At 43.6% G+C, this 14,677-nt stretch carries 15 protein-coding genes; 5 read left to right on the forward strand and 10 right to left on the reverse strand.

Translation table 11 applies throughout. From position 1 onward, the window contains the following. Positions 1–11: 11 nt before the first annotated feature. The 7 genes from tolB to motY all read right to left on the reverse strand — a co-directional run bounded on the left by tolB (position 12) and on the right by motY (position 7,636). Positions 12–1,340: a Tol-Pal system beta propeller repeat protein TolB gene (gene tolB, locus SPUTW3181_RS12635; RefSeq protein WP_011789701.1), complete on the reverse strand. Its 1,329-nt coding sequence runs from the start codon at positions 1,338–1,340 to the stop codon at positions 12–14. Positions 1,341–1,349: 9 nt separating this feature from the next. Next, complete coding sequence (gene tolA, locus SPUTW3181_RS12640; protein ID WP_011789702.1) at positions 1,350–2,339, reverse strand: cell envelope integrity protein TolA; 990 nt, start codon at positions 2,337–2,339, stop codon at positions 1,350–1,352. Next, positions 2,340–2,774: a protein TolR gene (gene tolR, locus SPUTW3181_RS12645; protein WP_011789703.1), complete on the reverse strand. Its 435-nt coding sequence runs from the start codon at positions 2,772–2,774 to the stop codon at positions 2,340–2,342. Then, a complete protein-coding gene (gene tolQ / locus SPUTW3181_RS12650; protein ID WP_011789704.1) occupies positions 2,774–3,460 on the reverse strand; it encodes a protein TolQ in 687 nt (228 codons plus the stop codon). Before tolQ ends, tolR begins: the two co-directional genes overlap by 1 nt. Then, entirely contained in the window at positions 3,450–3,851 is a 402-nt protein-coding gene (gene ybgC, locus SPUTW3181_RS12655; protein WP_011789705.1) for a tol-pal system-associated acyl-CoA thioesterase, read from the reverse strand. Before ybgC ends, tolQ begins: the two co-directional genes overlap by 11 nt. Positions 3,852–4,020: 169 nt before the next feature. After that, positions 4,021–6,210: a prolyl oligopeptidase family serine peptidase gene (locus SPUTW3181_RS12660; protein ID WP_011789706.1), complete on the reverse strand. Its 2,190-nt coding sequence runs from the start codon at positions 6,208–6,210 to the stop codon at positions 4,021–4,023. A gap of 556 nt (positions 6,211–6,766) precedes the next feature. Then, positions 6,767–7,636, reverse strand: coding sequence for a flagellar protein MotY (gene motY / locus SPUTW3181_RS12665; RefSeq protein WP_011789707.1), 870 nt, complete (start codon positions 7,634–7,636; stop codon positions 6,767–6,769). A gap of 142 nt (positions 7,637–7,778) precedes the next feature. On the opposite strand from motY, the gene rnt reads away from it, so the two are divergent. After that, a complete protein-coding gene (rnt, locus tag SPUTW3181_RS12670; protein ID WP_011789708.1) occupies positions 7,779–8,450 on the forward strand; it encodes a ribonuclease T in 672 nt (223 codons plus the stop codon). Positions 8,451–8,532: 82 nt separating this feature from the next. On the opposite strand, the gene SPUTW3181_RS12675 is transcribed toward rnt, so the two are convergent. After that, positions 8,533–9,138: a peroxiredoxin C gene (locus tag SPUTW3181_RS12675; RefSeq protein WP_011789709.1), complete on the reverse strand. Its 606-nt coding sequence runs from the start codon at positions 9,136–9,138 to the stop codon at positions 8,533–8,535. 386 nt (positions 9,139–9,524) lie between these two features. Here SPUTW3181_RS12675 and SPUTW3181_RS12680 point away from each other — a divergent pair, with 386 nt between their 5' ends. After that, entirely contained in the window at positions 9,525–10,844 is a 1,320-nt protein-coding gene (locus SPUTW3181_RS12680) for a Na+/H+ antiporter family protein (RefSeq protein ID WP_011789710.1), read from the forward strand. A 125-nt stretch (positions 10,845–10,969) separates the two neighbouring features. On the opposite strand, the gene upp is transcribed toward SPUTW3181_RS12680, so the two are convergent. Beyond that, complete coding sequence (gene upp / locus SPUTW3181_RS12685) at positions 10,970–11,596, reverse strand: uracil phosphoribosyltransferase (protein ID WP_011789711.1); 627 nt, start codon at positions 11,594–11,596, stop codon at positions 10,970–10,972. 332 nt (positions 11,597–11,928) lie between these two features. On the opposite strand from upp, the gene purM reads away from it, so the two are divergent. The 3 genes from purM to SPUTW3181_RS12700 all read left to right on the forward strand — a co-directional run bounded on the left by purM (position 11,929) and on the right by SPUTW3181_RS12700 (position 14,513). Further along, entirely contained in the window at positions 11,929–12,966 is a 1,038-nt protein-coding gene (gene purM / locus SPUTW3181_RS12690) for a phosphoribosylformylglycinamidine cyclo-ligase (protein ID WP_011789712.1), read from the forward strand. Then, on the forward strand, positions 12,966–13,610 hold the full coding sequence (purN, locus tag SPUTW3181_RS12695; RefSeq protein WP_011789713.1) for a phosphoribosylglycinamide formyltransferase: 645 nt from the start codon (positions 12,966–12,968) through the stop codon (positions 13,608–13,610). Before purM ends, purN begins: the two co-directional genes overlap by 1 nt. A 156-nt stretch (positions 13,611–13,766) precedes the next feature. Next, positions 13,767–14,513, forward strand: coding sequence for an HAD-IIA family hydrolase (locus SPUTW3181_RS12700; RefSeq protein WP_011789714.1), 747 nt, complete (start codon positions 13,767–13,769; stop codon positions 14,511–14,513). Here SPUTW3181_RS12700 and SPUTW3181_RS21865 read toward each other — a convergent pair. Then, positions 14,510–14,659, reverse strand: coding sequence for a hypothetical protein (locus tag SPUTW3181_RS21865; RefSeq protein WP_157037392.1), 150 nt, complete (start codon positions 14,657–14,659; stop codon positions 14,510–14,512). The two genes, SPUTW3181_RS12700 and SPUTW3181_RS21865, sit on opposite strands and share 4 nt — an antisense overlap. Positions 14,660–14,677: the final 18 nt, after the last annotated feature.

Genomic DNA, 14,677 nt, shown 5'->3' on the forward strand with positions numbered 1-14,677 from the left:
AGTATAATACATTAGAGAAACGGAGACCAAGAAGGTGATTTCACCTCACCCTGACCTACCGGTAACCTTGCTTTAAAGCGTCCGTCCGTTGAAACGGCAGCTAAAACTTGTTTGCCTTGGTGCGTAGTACCATAAATCACCATAGTACCATTAGGTGCCACGCTTGGAGACTCATCCAAACGTGTCGAAGTCAGCACCTGCATAAAACGCGTATTGAGATCCATACGCGCAATGTTAAATTTACCATTTGTTCGATTAACAAAGATCATACTACGCCCATCGGGAGTAATAGATCCACCGAGGTTCCATTCACCTTCAAAGGTTTCACGAGTCACCTTGCCAGAAGCTAAATCTACGCGATATAACTGGGGTTTACCACCACGCTCAGAGGTAAACAACAGAGATTTTCCATCAGGATACCAAGAGGGTTCTGTATCAATTGCATAATGGTTTGTAATGCGTTTAATGGCCTTTGTTGCAATATCAATCACGTATATTTCAGGTTGACCATCCTTAGATAAAGTTACAGCTAAGGATTTTCCATCGGGTGAAAATGCTGGAGCACCATTAATACCAGGAAAGCTGCTCACCTTAGTACGTACTTGGGTATACAGATCTTGTACAAAAATTTCGGCTTTCTTGTTTTCAAAACTCACATACGCCAAACGACGTCCATCAGGAGACCATGTCGGTGACATCAAAGGTTCTGGTGAACGTAATAACATTTGCTCGTTAAAGCCGTCATAATCAGCAATCATCAACTGATAGGGTGCTTTTTGCGTATGGTTTACAACTACGTAAGAGATACGCGTTAAAAATGCTCCGCGGATACCCGTCAATTTCTCATATACAATATCGCTGATCCTATGCCCATATTGGCGAAATTGTGCCGCTGAAATGACGGTTTGGCGACTGTCCATTAAAAACTCAGTTGGACTGACAGCCCCTTTTAAACTTTGGTTTTGCGCTTTAACAAGATCAATTAGATCAAAACTAACAAGATATTGATCAGTGCCATAGGGCTTAACTGAGCCTAAAACCAAAGCCTCTGCGCCCACACTCCCCCAAGCACTCGCTTGAAATTGCGCCACAGCGCCAATATTACGCTGAGGTAACCCTAACTCGTCTAATGGTTTAAAAGTGCCACTACGCACAAGATCTGACATAACAACATCAGCGATGGCTTGAGGTGGTGCGCCAGTACCTTGCCATACAAAAGGCATGACCGCGATAGGACGAGCAGCATCAATACCTTCAGTGATCACAATATCCAATGCCGCTTTTGTGGGGGTGGTGCATAGCAGTACTGCCAATGCTAACCATTTGGCCAAAATTTTCATGGGACTCCTTTAATTAAACGTTGGTTCAACGATTAAGTTAATTTCTTTCATCAAGTTATAAACCGCAGGATCCGGAGAGACAGGCAGTTTACCCGCCTTCAAAATCGCCGCTTTAGTCGCCCGACAAACATTTGCATCGCCGCCATCTGTTTGGCTACTGATCACAAATCCATCGTTAGCTAAACGCACAGACACTTTACAACTCTTTCCTCGCATTGACTCATCAACAACCAGATTGCGTTGAATAGTCGACTTGATCATGGCGGTATATTTACCGACCTCGCTCTGCATCTGCTTATTCATCGTTTGCGACAACGCCGCCTGCTCTGCGGCTAACGCATCGGCCATTTCCTGCTCTTGCTGTGCTCGAGCCTTGGCTTCTGCATCAGCTTTACGTTTACGTTCAGCTTCTTCCTTCAGTTTACGATCAGCTTCTTCTTTCTTTTTGCGTTCGGCCTCTTCTTTTTGCTTACGCTCAGTTTCGGCCTTCGCCGCAGCGGCTTCTTCTGCTTTACGCTTTTCCGCTGCTTTTTGGGCCGCTTCTTCAGCCACTTTACGCTCTTGCTCTTTCAGCTTACGGTCGGCTTCGGCTTTCTGTGCCTTTTCCTTTTCCTGTTGCTGTTTCACCTGTGCAACTTTGGCAGCTTCGTTAGCCTTTTGGGTTTCAATCTCTTGCAGTTTACGTTCTTGCTCCAACTTTTTAAGCTGTGCTTGTTCACGTTCACGTGCTTGCTTTGCCTCTTGCGCTTTGCGTTCAAGCTCAGCTTGGCGTTCTTGTTCACGCCGTTCAGCTTCACGTTTTTCTTGCTTAATCTTTTCAACCTGATTAGCGACTTTCTGCTGATCAACCATAACAGCTTTTACCGCAGGGGCGCTAACTTGTTGCACGGGTTCAGGTTTATGGGTGAAGTCAACGCCAATCGCTAAAATAATTATCACACCAATATGAATACCTGCTGAAATTGACAGAGGTAATGCAACATTTGAATTATCCGCCACCTATTTCTCCTTGGGTGAATCCGTCATCAAACCGACTGAGGGTACGCCTGCACCTTGTAAGGTCACCATCAACTGAATCACTTTATCGTAAGGAATATTTCTATCGGCCTTGACCACGACTGGGCGTTCAGGCTCTGTCACCATAATGGCCGCTACAGCTGTAGCAAGTTCTTCCAAATCCATTTCTTCATTGTTCGAACCACCTTTATTGAGGAAGTAATCACCGTCGCCATCAATGGAGGCAACAATAGGTGGCTTACTATCATTGGGTAACACTTCCGCCGCCCCTTGAGGCAGCTCAACTTTAACGCCTTGAGTCACTATGGGTGCTGTTACCATAAAAATAATTAACAGCACTAGCATGACGTCGATATAAGGCACCACGTTAATTTCAGCAACGGGGCGACGACGTTTACGCTGATAAGCTGGTTGCATTATACCCCTTCCTTCTCGCTGTACGCTTGGCGATGCAAAATACTGGAGAATTCTTCCATAAAGTTTGCGTAGGCCATTTCCAATTTATCCACTTGAGTCGAGAAACGGTTGTAAGCAATAACCGCTGGAATTGCCGCAAATAGACCCATCGCCGTTGCAATCAATGCCTCAGCAATACCTGGAGCGACCATCGCTAATGTGGCGTTTTCCATAGAACCAATGGCAATAAAAGAATTCATAATCCCCCACACAGTACCAAATAAACCGATATAGGGACTCGTTGAACCAATAGTCGCTAATAACGGTAAGTTAGCTTCTAACTTTTCCATTTCGCGAGAAAGCGTCACACGCATGGCACGGGACGTACCGTCCATCACAGCATCTGGCACCTTGCTATTTAATTTATTTAAACGTGAATACTCTTTAAAACCAGTCACGAATAATGACTCTAAGCCAGTATTATCGGGACGAGCAGATAACTCTTTATACAGGCGGTTTAAATCTACGCCCGACCAAAATTTATCTTCAAATTTTGCCGATTTACCTTTTGCTGATGATAATAGGCTACGGCGTTGTAAAATCACCGTCCAAGACATCACTGACAAGGCAAGTAAAGTGAACATCACAAATTTCACTAATAAACTGGCTTGTAAAAATAACCCAACAATCGACATATCAGCTTGCACTGTCAAACTCCTGCACAATATTTAAGGGAATTGCTCGGGGACGCATTCGTGAAAGCGCGACACAAACAACCAGCACTGTGCCTTCACAATAACATTCACCCTGATGATCAACCAAGCGTTGATGAAATACCAACGAGGCCTTTTTCAACTCTATGACCTTAGTTTCTACAATAAGGTTCTGTTCAAAACGTGCAGCTTTTCGAAAATCGAGTTCAGCACGCTTAACGACAAATGCTGTGTCGTCAGCCAACAGTGCAGTCTGACTTACACCAAGGGCTTTTAACCACTCGGTTCTCGCACGCTCAAAAAAGTTGAGATAGTTCGAATGATAGACAACGCCGCCAGCGTCGGTGTCTTCGTAATAGACTGATATAGGCCAATGAAACGTCATTTAATGAAAGCAAGTTTTGGTTGAAAAATTGACGCTACTATACCTAGGGAAACAAGACTTGTGAATGACCCTATGAAGATATAGATAGGAATAGCGCGGGTTTCAGATGAATCGGAGCAATTGTAAAACACAATGGGGTCAAATGACCCCATTTTATTAACATTGTTAGTTATTTTGCGATAGTTTGTGGCAGCTTCAAACCAAAACTTTGCCACAGGAAGCTATAAATATCGGCAAACTCATCTATCTTCATTGCCGTTGGTTTACCTGCTCCGTGGCCCGCATTGGACTCAATTCGCATGATCACAGGTTTGTCTCCCTGCTGTTTGTCTTGCAGCATGGCTGCAAACTTGAAACTGTGTAAGGGTACAACACGATCATCATGATCGGCTGTCATCACCATAGTGGCAGGATAAGACTGTGCTTTAACATTGTGGTATGGCGAATAAGCCAATAATGCAGGAAATTGCTCCGCATTATCAGCACTACCATATTCACTTGTCCAAGCCCAACCAATAGTGAATTTATGGAAACGCAACATATCTAAAACACCTACAGCAGGTAATACTGCAGCGAACAGTTCTGGGCGTTGTGTTACTGCAGCCCCCATCAATAGGCCACCGTTACTGCGACCATAGGCACCAAGTTTAGATGTATTTGTATATTTCTCATTAATCAAGTATTCGGCTGCGGCAAAATAATCATCAAACACATTTTGCTTTTTATCAAACATCCCTGCTTGATGCCAACTTTCTCCATATTCGGCACCGCCACGTAAACTGGGTACAGCATAAATACCGCCCATATCTAACCAAGCAATATTGGCTGGACTAAAACGCGGGGTCATCGAAATAGCAAAACCACCATAGGCATAAAGTAATGTTGGGTTTTGACCGTTTTTCACTAAGCCTTTCTTATAAGAAAGCATCATAGGCACTCGTGTGCCGTCTTTGCTGGTATAAAAAACTTGCTCAGAAATATAGTTATCAGGATTAAACGAGACTTTGGGTTTGGCAATAACGGTTGATCCGCCAGTTTTAAAGTCAAACTTATAGGTGGTTTCGGGTTGAATATAGCTGTTAAATACATAGTAAAAATAGTCTTTACTGGCTTTGCCAAAAGGCCCTGTCACATTACCAAGACCTGGTAACGCGACATCTTGACGCTTCTGACCACCCATGCTGTAAATCGATAATTGACCTAATACATCGTGTAAATAACTCACCACTAAATGGTCATTAATAATGGCAACATTATTAATTGGATCCTTTGACTCAGGAATAATCGTTTGCCATTGGGATTTATCGCTATTACGGGTATCAATCGCAATCACTTTACCGTTAGGAGCATCTAAATCGGTTTTAAAATAAAACACCGAACCATCATTACCTAAAAACTCATATTCAGCCTCTAAATTGAGGATCAATTCCACTACTTGAGATTTAGGCTCAAACAGCGATTTATAGAAGAAGCGATTGCGTTTATCTGTACCTTGTGAAATAGATAATAATAAATATTCACCTTGTTCCGAAACATCAATTTTAAAGCCCCAATCTTTATTTTGAGGGCGTTCGTAAATCAATAAATCCTGACGTTGATCAGTACCTAATGTGTGGTAATACACTTTTTGATTAAAGTTGACATCGGCTAATAAATCACCACCAGCGGGGGCATCATAGCGAGCATAAAACACCCCTTGGTTTTCTTTATCCCAAACTGCGTTAGAAAATTTAATCCACTTTAATTCGTCCGATAGCTTTTTACCTGTAGCTACGTTGATAAACTGCCACTGTTGCCAATCAGAACCTGAATTAGACACCCCATAAGCTAAAATTTTACCATCATTGCTAACAGAGACCCCTGATAGTGCAACAGTGCCGTTTGTTGAAAGTTTATTTGGATCAAGTATTGGTTTTTCAACACCATCACGGCCTTTTACATACAAGACAGATTGAGCCTGTAAACCATCATTGCGGTAGTAGAATTGATTTTCACCATGCTCAAAGGGGGCTGAAACCTTCTCGTAATTCCATAACTCAGTAATACGTTCAACAACAGCTTGTTTATTGGGTATTTTGGCTAAATATTCTTGACCAAAAGCTTGTTGTGTTTTTACCCATTTTTCTGTTTCTGGCGTGTTTGCTTCAAGATGACGATAAGGATCCGCCACCGAAATACCATGAATAGTTTCAACTAAATCGTCTTTATCCGTTTCAGGATAAACAAACTTATTGCTACTCGCTTGTTGCACCTCAACTGAATGTTGTTCAGGAGTATTGCCACTTTGGCAAGCACCAAGCGCCAGTCCTAGTGTGGCGACTAGCAAACCTTGCTTTGCAAGGTGAAATCTTACTGCCATCTCATTATCGTCCTTCTTGTGGTTTCGGGCTTAACGCCTTTTTCAGCAAGTACTATACAAGCTAAAATCTCCATGGCAATCCCGTAATCTCATTACGCTTTTTTTAAGACCGTTAATGGATTTAATAAAGTGGTAACAAAGATAAGCTGATTGAAATGTATTTTTATGCACTTAAACTGATTGATAAGTTATTAATGAAGGTAAATAGTGACTTAAGTGAGCTAGATCACTTAATAGTCCATTAGATTTGCTAATGTATACAGGCAATTTTTCTCGTTTGTTTTGTGTAATGCCAAGCACTAGAATAGCCTTGTTTTCAGGAAGTATCTGTCTTCAGATATTGAAAACAAGAACTTTTAAGCTGATGTGTTCCCAACATGTCAGTTTCATCCCTGGTTCTTATGCTTGACTTCCTTCCTTCAATTTGTTGATTGCAAATGCATTATTTTGCGGCCCACTTAGATTAAGTGGGCTTTTTTTTATCCCGTGTAAAATAGTAATGCCAAGCATAATACTTGGCATTAATAACACATTCCCATACAAAATGTCTTGCTGACTACATTGGTTTACTTATCCTGATCACGACTCGGCGATTACGGGCCCTTTCATCTATATCTTCATTTGAAGCTACATGACGCCGCTCACCATGACCAACCGTTAAAATACGATCTTGAGGGATGCCACTGGATAGGAAAAACTCTTTCACCGACTCAGCGCGGTTATCTGACACTCTTTGGTTAACCGAACGGCCACCATAACTATCGGTATAGGCATCCACCAGCACCAGTTCAACATTAGGATCATAGGCCAGATATTCCTGCACCCGTGTTAGCTGTTGCTTAGAAAAACGCGTTAAGTCAGTCCCGCCTTCATTGTAATTAAGTACGGTGAACGCTATATCCTCAAAACTATAAGGTAATAAGTGAGCAAGACAAGCCTTAAACTCGGCATATTTACGGCCAAAATTAGCCGAGGATAACCCAACTGCAATTTTAGTCGATTCGTTATACCAATCCGCATAATAAAATGTGGGCTGCATGCCACGGCTTAGTTCGTCTAACATTGACCAAGCTGCACGCTTAGGCACTTCACCGTTAAAATATTTTTGATAGCGTAAAGAAGTGATTTCTTTAGATACCACACCAGGACGCCATTGGGGTGAACGACTAATTAACTGTGCTTGAGTCACTTGGTCCGGTTTAAGCCACATATCTAACGTGAAGTTAAGATTCAGTTGTTTACCCGCCTCACTGGTAAAAATAGCTTTACCATAGGATGGAATATCATGCTCAAGACGACAAACGATAGGAGAATTCTCAGTAACCCGCCATTGGGAATTATTTAACGAGGCCACATAATGGCGCAACTCTGCCGTTGCAGTTGCAGGAACGCATAAAATTGATACTAATATCAGTTTTCGCCACATAGCCTTTACTCATGATTAATCGGTTACATGGCTTTATCGGCAAACTATTTAGTTCCTTTAGCTTATAAAACCACCAATCAAGCATGACACACCCAAGTGCATTTAGCATAATAGCGCCCTGTGAATTTTATTGGGTATCTTAATGAGCGACATTTGCGACGCGAACAAATTGAAACACCGATTTCGAGGCTACTTTCCGGTAGTCATTGATGTCGAAACGGCGGGCTTCAACTCTCAAACGGATGCGTTGCTGGAAATAGCCGTCACCCTGCTGAAAATGGATGATGAGGGCATGCTAGGCATTGATAAAACCTTGCACTTCCATATAGAACCATTTGAAGGCGCCAATTTAGAACCTGCAGCACTCGCTTTTAATGGGATAGATCCTAACAATCCATTACGTGGCGCTGTCAGCGAAAAAGAGGCATTTTTAGACATTTTTAAAGCTGTCAAAAAGGCACAAAAAGCTGCTGATTGTCATCGCTGTATTATTGTGGCCCATAATGCCGCTTTTGATCATGGTTTTGTCAGTAAAGCGATTGAGCGTTGTGACTTAAAACGCTCACCATTTCATCCTTTTGCCACCTTCGATACCGCTACACTCGCAGGACTTGCTATTGGTCATACGGTTTTAGCGAAAGCATGTATGATGGCAGGTATTCCCTTTGACAATAAAGAAGCCCACTCAGCGTTATATGATACTGAACGCACAGCGGAGCTCTTTTGCTACATAGTCAATCGCTGGAAACAATTAGGCGGTTGGCCTTTACTGGCTGCAGGTGCGCAAGATGCTGAAAGTGACACAGAAGAATAAACTCAATCACTGAAGCTAGATTTATTCAATAAAAACAAAAAGCTGCCAATTGGCAGCTTTTTTATTCACTCGCTCTATTCGATTACAGAGAGCTTGCGTTTTCAGACAGGTAAGCAGCAACACCTTCAGTGCTTGCGTTCATACCTTTGTCGCCTTTTTCCCAACCTGCTGGGCAAACATCGCCGTGCTCTTCGTGGAATTGCAGTGCATCGATCATACGTAACATTTCATCGACGTTACGGCCTAATGGCAGGTCGTTAACCACTTGATGACGAACCATGCCTTCTTTGTCGATAAGGAATGAACCACGGAACGCTACGCCCGCATCAGGATGCTCAACATCGTACGCTTTACAGATTTCGTGTTTAACGTCAGCTACTAGCGTGTATTTAACTTGACCAATGCCGCCCTTTTCAACTGGAGTATTACGCCATGCATTGTGAGTGAACTGAGAATCGATAGACACACCGATCACTTCTACGCCACGTTTAGTGAACTCTTCCATGCGGTGATCAAAGGCAATTAACTCTGATGGGCAAACGAAAGTGAAGTCAAGTGGATAGAAAAATACGACTGCTGGTTTACCTTTAATTGCAGCCGTTAAGTTAAAGCTATCTACGATTTCGCCAGAACCTAATACCGCCGCAGCAGTGAAATCCGGAGCCGGACGGCCTACTAATACGCTCATTTTATATCTCCATCTATGAGTTGAACTAACTATAAAGTAAGACACTCCCCCTAAAACCCCTCTTATTGGCGCAAAAGGCTTCAAAGTGGAAAATGCTTAAGGGGTGTACTTACCAATCAAATCTTTAGGCATTATAAGTCGTACATCGTGCCTTACAACCTATTTAAGACCAATATCACATTTTTCAAGGGCTATTCGATTTTAATGATTAAGGATAGAGCAATCTGTTTAACTCATACCCAACGTCATCCACATTCAATGAACACGCTAACGCCAAGCGGATCACATTCTCAGATATTTTGCAGAATAATTCTCGCCAAACTGGACAGACACAGCCTTTGCAGTCAAAAATACGCCCTTTGGTTTACAGAATTAAGAAATTGACTATGAATGCAGTCGTAATTGCAGTGTGTTTAATGTTGGCACTCAGTTTGTTTAGAGTGAATGTGGTGATCGCTCTGACCGTTAGCGCCCTTGTTGCAGGGTTGATTGGCGGTATGGATCTTCATCAAACCATAGACGCCTTTAATACCGGTTTAGGTGGCGGCGCACAAATTGCGCTCAGTTATGCATTATTAGGTGCCTTTGCCGTCGCACTATCGCACTCAGGATTAACGGCACTTATCTCTAAATCTATTATCAGCAGTTTAGGCAAAGAGCCTAATGCCACAAACACTCATTGGGTCCGTTGGTTACTGCTATTGTCGCTGCTTGCTATGTCGATGGCCTCACAAAATATTTTGCCAATCCACATTGCTTTTATTCCAATCCTCGTACCGCCACTATTACATGTGATGTCCAAACTGAACATTGACCGTCGTCTAGTCGCTTGTGTGCTTACGTTTGGGCTTGTCACCACCTATATGATTTTGCCAATTGGTTTTGGGGGAATTTTTTTAAATGATATTTTGCTATCAAACCTTACCAGTAATGGCTTAGTCGCCGTGCGGGATCAAATTCCTCCTGCCATGTTAATCCCTGCTGCGGGTATGGTAGTAGGCTTACTGACGGCTGTATTTATCAGTTACCGTAAACCTCGGATATATGAAGATGCTAAAGCGGTCATGGCGGCACCAGAAGAAAGCCTTAATAAACGTAATATCGTTATCGCTGCGTTAGCAATTCTTGCGACGTTGTTTGTACAACTTGAAACCGACTCAATGATCTTCGGTGCCTTAGTCGGTTTTATGATTTTCAGTTTTTCAGGTGCATTAAAACACGTTGCCGACCAAGATATCTTCAATCAAGGCGTGCGCATGATGGCCAACATCGGCTTTATTATGATTTCTGCCGCAGGCTTTGCTGCCGTAGTAAAAGAAACGGGAGAAGTCGGTACACTTGTTGCGTCACTTGGCGAGATGATTGGTGACAATAAAGCCCTTGCTGCTTTTTTGATGCTCGTTGTCGGTTTGCTGATCACGATGGGAATAGGTTCATCCTTCTCGACTATTCCTATTATTGCGACTATTTACGTGCCTCTCGCATTAAGTTTTGGTTTTTCTGTAGCGGCAACGATTGCATTAGTTGGTACAGCGGCAGCATTAGGTGATGCGGGATCGCCTGCGTCAGATTCCACCTTGGGCCCCACAGCAGGTTTAAATGCCGACGGCCAACACGATCATATACGTGATAGCGTAATCCCAACCTTTATTCACTACAATATTCCGTTGTTAGTGTTTGGTTGGATTGCCGCTATGGTGCTATAGCCGTTAACAACGGGTCAATGTAAACACAAAACGAAAGGCCGAATCGCAATGCGATTCGGCCTTTGTGATCAAACACCCTAATATTAACAGGCTATATGAATCGTCATGCTAAGCTGAAAGGACGATTACTTAGTACCAAAAATTTTATCACCTGCATCGCCAAGACCTGGCAGGATATAACCTTTCTCGTTTAAGCATCTATCGATAGCCGCAGTATATAACTCGATATCAGGATGCGCTGCTTCTAAGGCTTTAATGCCTTCAGGCGCAGCCACTAGCACTAAGGCCTTAATTGAAGTACAACCGCGCTTTTTCAATAAATCGACGGTCGCAATCATAGAACCACCGGTAGCGAGCATTGGGTCAACAACTAAGGCGATACGCTCGTTCATATCACTCGCCAGCTTCTCAAAATAAGGCACAGGCTCAAGGGTCTCTTCATCACGGTAAATACCCACAACAGAGATGCGCGCACTTGGAATGTGTTCGAGTACACCGTCCATCATACCCAAACCCGCACGTAAAATAGGTACAACAGTGACTTTTTTACCTTTGATTTGATCGACTTCAACCGGACCATTCCAGCCTTCAATCGTAACAGTTTCGGTTTCGAAATCTGCGGTAGCTTCATAGGTTAATAAACTGCCCACTTCAGCAGCCAGTTCACGGAAACGCTTAGTGCTAATGTCACCTTCGCGCATTAGGCCGATTTTGTGACGCACTAACGGATGTTTAACCTCGACAACTTTCATTTTTCTCTCCTACTTTTGTTCGCGGATATTATTTTTTGAGGCAAATTTTTCAGATTCTAGTTGATTTGTTTATTGGGTAAAACATAAAGTTTTGCCATTCGGTCTAATCGTGAGCGATCTCCCAAGAAAAGGTTTCCACTGGTTAAGATACGCGCGCCTATTTACTCTTTTGTGACCAATTACACAGTATCAACAGCAAATTCACAGTGGTTGATAGCAAAAATATCTCACCAAATGGGATAAATCCAAATCATGGCTTTCGACCCCTAGCACAAGCTGATAGAATACCGCCGCATAAAATCCAATAACGATGTACCCGAGAGGATCCCTCCGTGAGCACTCCTACCCCACTGAGCTATAAAGATGCCGGCGTTGATATTGATGCAGGTAATGCACTGGTAAGTAACATTAAAGCCGCCGTAAAACGTACCCGTCGTCCAGAAGTTATGGGCAACTTAGGTGGTTTTGGCGCTCTGTGTGAAATCCCCACTAAATACAAACAACCCGTTTTAGTTTCTGGCACCGACGGTGTTGGGACTAAATTACGTTTAGCTATCGACTATAAAAAACATGACACTGTCGGCATCGATTTAGTTGCCATGTGTGTGAACGATCTTATCGTTCAAGGCGCTGAGCCACTGTTTTTCCTCGATTACTATGCAACGGGCAAACTCGATGTTGAAACTGCAACCTCTGTAGTGAATGGCATCGGCGAAGGTTGTTTCCAATCTGGTTGTGCGTTAATTGGCGGTGAAACCGCTGAAATGCCAGGCATGTATGAAGGTGAAGATTACGACCTAGCGGGTTTCTGCGTCGGTGTAGTTGAAAAAGCCGACATCATTGACGGTAGCAAAGTGGCAGCGGGTGATGCACTTATTGCATTAGCCTCAAGCGGCCCTCATTCAAATGGTTACTCTTTAGTCCGTAAGGTATTAGAAGTAAGCCAAGCAGACCCTCAGCAAGATCTCAATGGCAAACCGCTAATTGAACATCTCCTTGAGCCAACCAAAATTTACGTAAAATCATTGCTCAAACTGATTGAAGCATCTGATATCCATGCGATGGCGCACATTACTGGCGGTGGCTTCTGGGAGAATATCCCCCGCGTATTGCCAGATAATTGCAAAGCGGTTATCCAAGGCGACTCATGGCAATGGCCTGCTGTTTTCAGTTGGTTAATGGAAAATGGCAATATTGCCCAGTACGAAATGTATCGTACCTTCAACTGTGGCGTCGGCATGATAGTCGCGCTACCTGCCGATAAAGTGGATGCAGCACTTGCATTACTGGCAGCAGAAGGCGAACAAGCATGGCTTATCGGTGCTATTGCACATCGAGAAGGCAATGAAGAGCAAGTGGAGATCCTGTAATGCCCCAGCGCTGTCGTGTAGTAGTCTTAATTTCCGGAAATGGCAGTAACCTGCAAGCGATTATCGACGGTTGTGACGATAATCTGCAGGCCGAAGTTGTCGGAGTGATCAGTAATAAACCCGATGCCTATGGCCTAGTTCGCGCCCATTATAATGAAATTGATACTAGCTGCGTGATAGCGCATCAAGGTGAATCTCGCTCTGAATACGATGCACGCTTAATCGCGGTGATTGAACAGTATCAACCCGATTTAATCGTATTAGCGGGATTTATGCGGATCTTAACCGATGACCTCGTCAATCGTTATTTAGGCCGGATAATCAACATCCATCCTTCGCTGTTACCCAAATACACTGGCTTAAACACTCATCAACGCGCCATCGACGCTAACGACAGCGAACATGGTGCTAGCGTGCATTTTGTCACGCCTGAGCTGGATGCAGGCCCTGTGATATTACAGGCCAAAGTCCCTGTTTATGAAGACGATACGGCGGACATGCTTGCCGCTCGCGTACATGAGCAAGAACATGCGATTTATCCACTCGTGGTGAAATGGTTTAGTCAGCAACGTCTTAACATGCAAAACGGCCAAGCCTATCTCGATGGCAACCTTATCGGCCCAAGCGGTTATGCGCCTGATTAGTTCCACTTGACAGTCAGTCGTATCAATCAAAAATAGAGACCTGCGGGTCTCTATTTTTTTAACTATTTTCTACAAAAGCATTGTTTTTTAGGACAATGTGGCATTAGATAACCCAACAAAAAGTGAATTTTGCTCGGCATGACAAGAGACTATTAGATGAAAAATATTATTTGTGATATCGATGGTGTACTACTGCACGACAATAAACTGATCCCCGGCAGCGACAAATTTATCCAACGTATTTTAGCGCAAGGCAATCCATTAGTCGTTCTCACCAACTATCCAGTACAAACGGGTAAGGATCTGCAAAACCGCTTAAGTGCTGCCGGTATGGATATTCCTGAAGAATGTTTTTATACCTCTGCGATGGCCACCGCCGACTTTTTAAAACACCAAGAAGGCAGCAAGGCCTTTGTTATCGGTGAAGGCGCCCTCACCCATGAACTCTACAAAGCGGGCTTTACCATTACCGATATTAATCCCGACTTTGTCATTATTGGAGAAACGCGTTCCTATAACTGGGAGATGATCCATAAGGCAGCAGGTTTTGTGGCTCGCGGTGCGCGCTTTATTGCCACCAATCCAGATACTCACGGCCCAGCATTTAGTCCTGCATGTGGCGCGCTATGCTCTCCCATCGAACGTATTACCGGTAAAAAACCCTTCTACGTGGGCAAACCGAGCGCCTGGATTATTCGCTCAGCGCTTAATCATATTGATGGCCACTCGGAAGATACTGTGATCATAGGCGATAATATGCGCACCGATATTTTGGCGGGCTTCCAAGCTGGGCTTGAGACCATTCTGGTCACTAGCGGCGTGAGTAAGCTCGAAGATATTGATAAAGAGCCCTTCCGACCAAACCATGTGTTTGCCTGCGCGGGCGATATAGACGTTGTTTAATCATTCGACAATGAACCGAGCCTCTTAGCACTATCGACCTCTGCAATAAACCCAGCCCAAAGGTATATTGCAGAGGCTAAAGCAACATTAAGTAACATATTTGCACAGTGTTCGGCCTTGTAGCTTCCCACCACTTGCTTCATCATAAACTGTCATATCACCTT

Origin of the sequence: Shewanella sp. W3-18-1 (genome assembly GCF_000015185.1) — a bacterium.
Classification (GTDB): Bacteria; Pseudomonadota; Gammaproteobacteria; order Enterobacterales; family Shewanellaceae; genus Shewanella; species Shewanella putrefaciens.

Coding starts and splice junctions, on each gene's coding strand:
- SPUTW3181_RS12700 (WP_011789714.1), top strand. CDS start 13,767: ATGAAAAATATTATTTGTGATATCGATGGTGTACTACTGCACGACAAT.
- motY (WP_011789707.1), bottom strand. CDS start 7,636: ATGTGGCGAAAACTGATATTAGTATCAATTTTATGCGTTCCTGCAACT.
- SPUTW3181_RS12680 (WP_011789710.1), top strand. CDS start 9,525: ATGAATGCAGTCGTAATTGCAGTGTGTTTAATGTTGGCACTCAGTTTG.
- tolB (WP_011789701.1), bottom strand. CDS start 1,340: ATGAAAATTTTGGCCAAATGGTTAGCATTGGCAGTACTGCTATGCACC.
- purN (WP_011789713.1), top strand. CDS start 12,966: ATGCCCCAGCGCTGTCGTGTAGTAGTCTTAATTTCCGGAAATGGCAGT.
- SPUTW3181_RS21865 (WP_157037392.1), bottom strand. CDS start 14,659: ATGATGAAGCAAGTGGTGGGAAGCTACAAGGCCGAACACTGTGCAAAT.
- rnt (WP_011789708.1), top strand. CDS start 7,779: ATGAGCGACATTTGCGACGCGAACAAATTGAAACACCGATTTCGAGGC.
- upp (WP_011789711.1), bottom strand. CDS start 11,596: ATGAAAGTTGTCGAGGTTAAACATCCGTTAGTGCGTCACAAAATCGGC.
- tolR (WP_011789703.1), bottom strand. CDS start 2,774: ATGCAACCAGCTTATCAGCGTAAACGTCGTCGCCCCGTTGCTGAAATT.
- ybgC (WP_011789705.1), bottom strand. CDS start 3,851: ATGACGTTTCATTGGCCTATATCAGTCTATTACGAAGACACCGACGCT.
- SPUTW3181_RS12660 (WP_011789706.1), bottom strand. CDS start 6,210: ATGGCAGTAAGATTTCACCTTGCAAAGCAAGGTTTGCTAGTCGCCACA.
- SPUTW3181_RS12675 (WP_011789709.1), bottom strand. CDS start 9,138: ATGAGCGTATTAGTAGGCCGTCCGGCTCCGGATTTCACTGCTGCGGCG.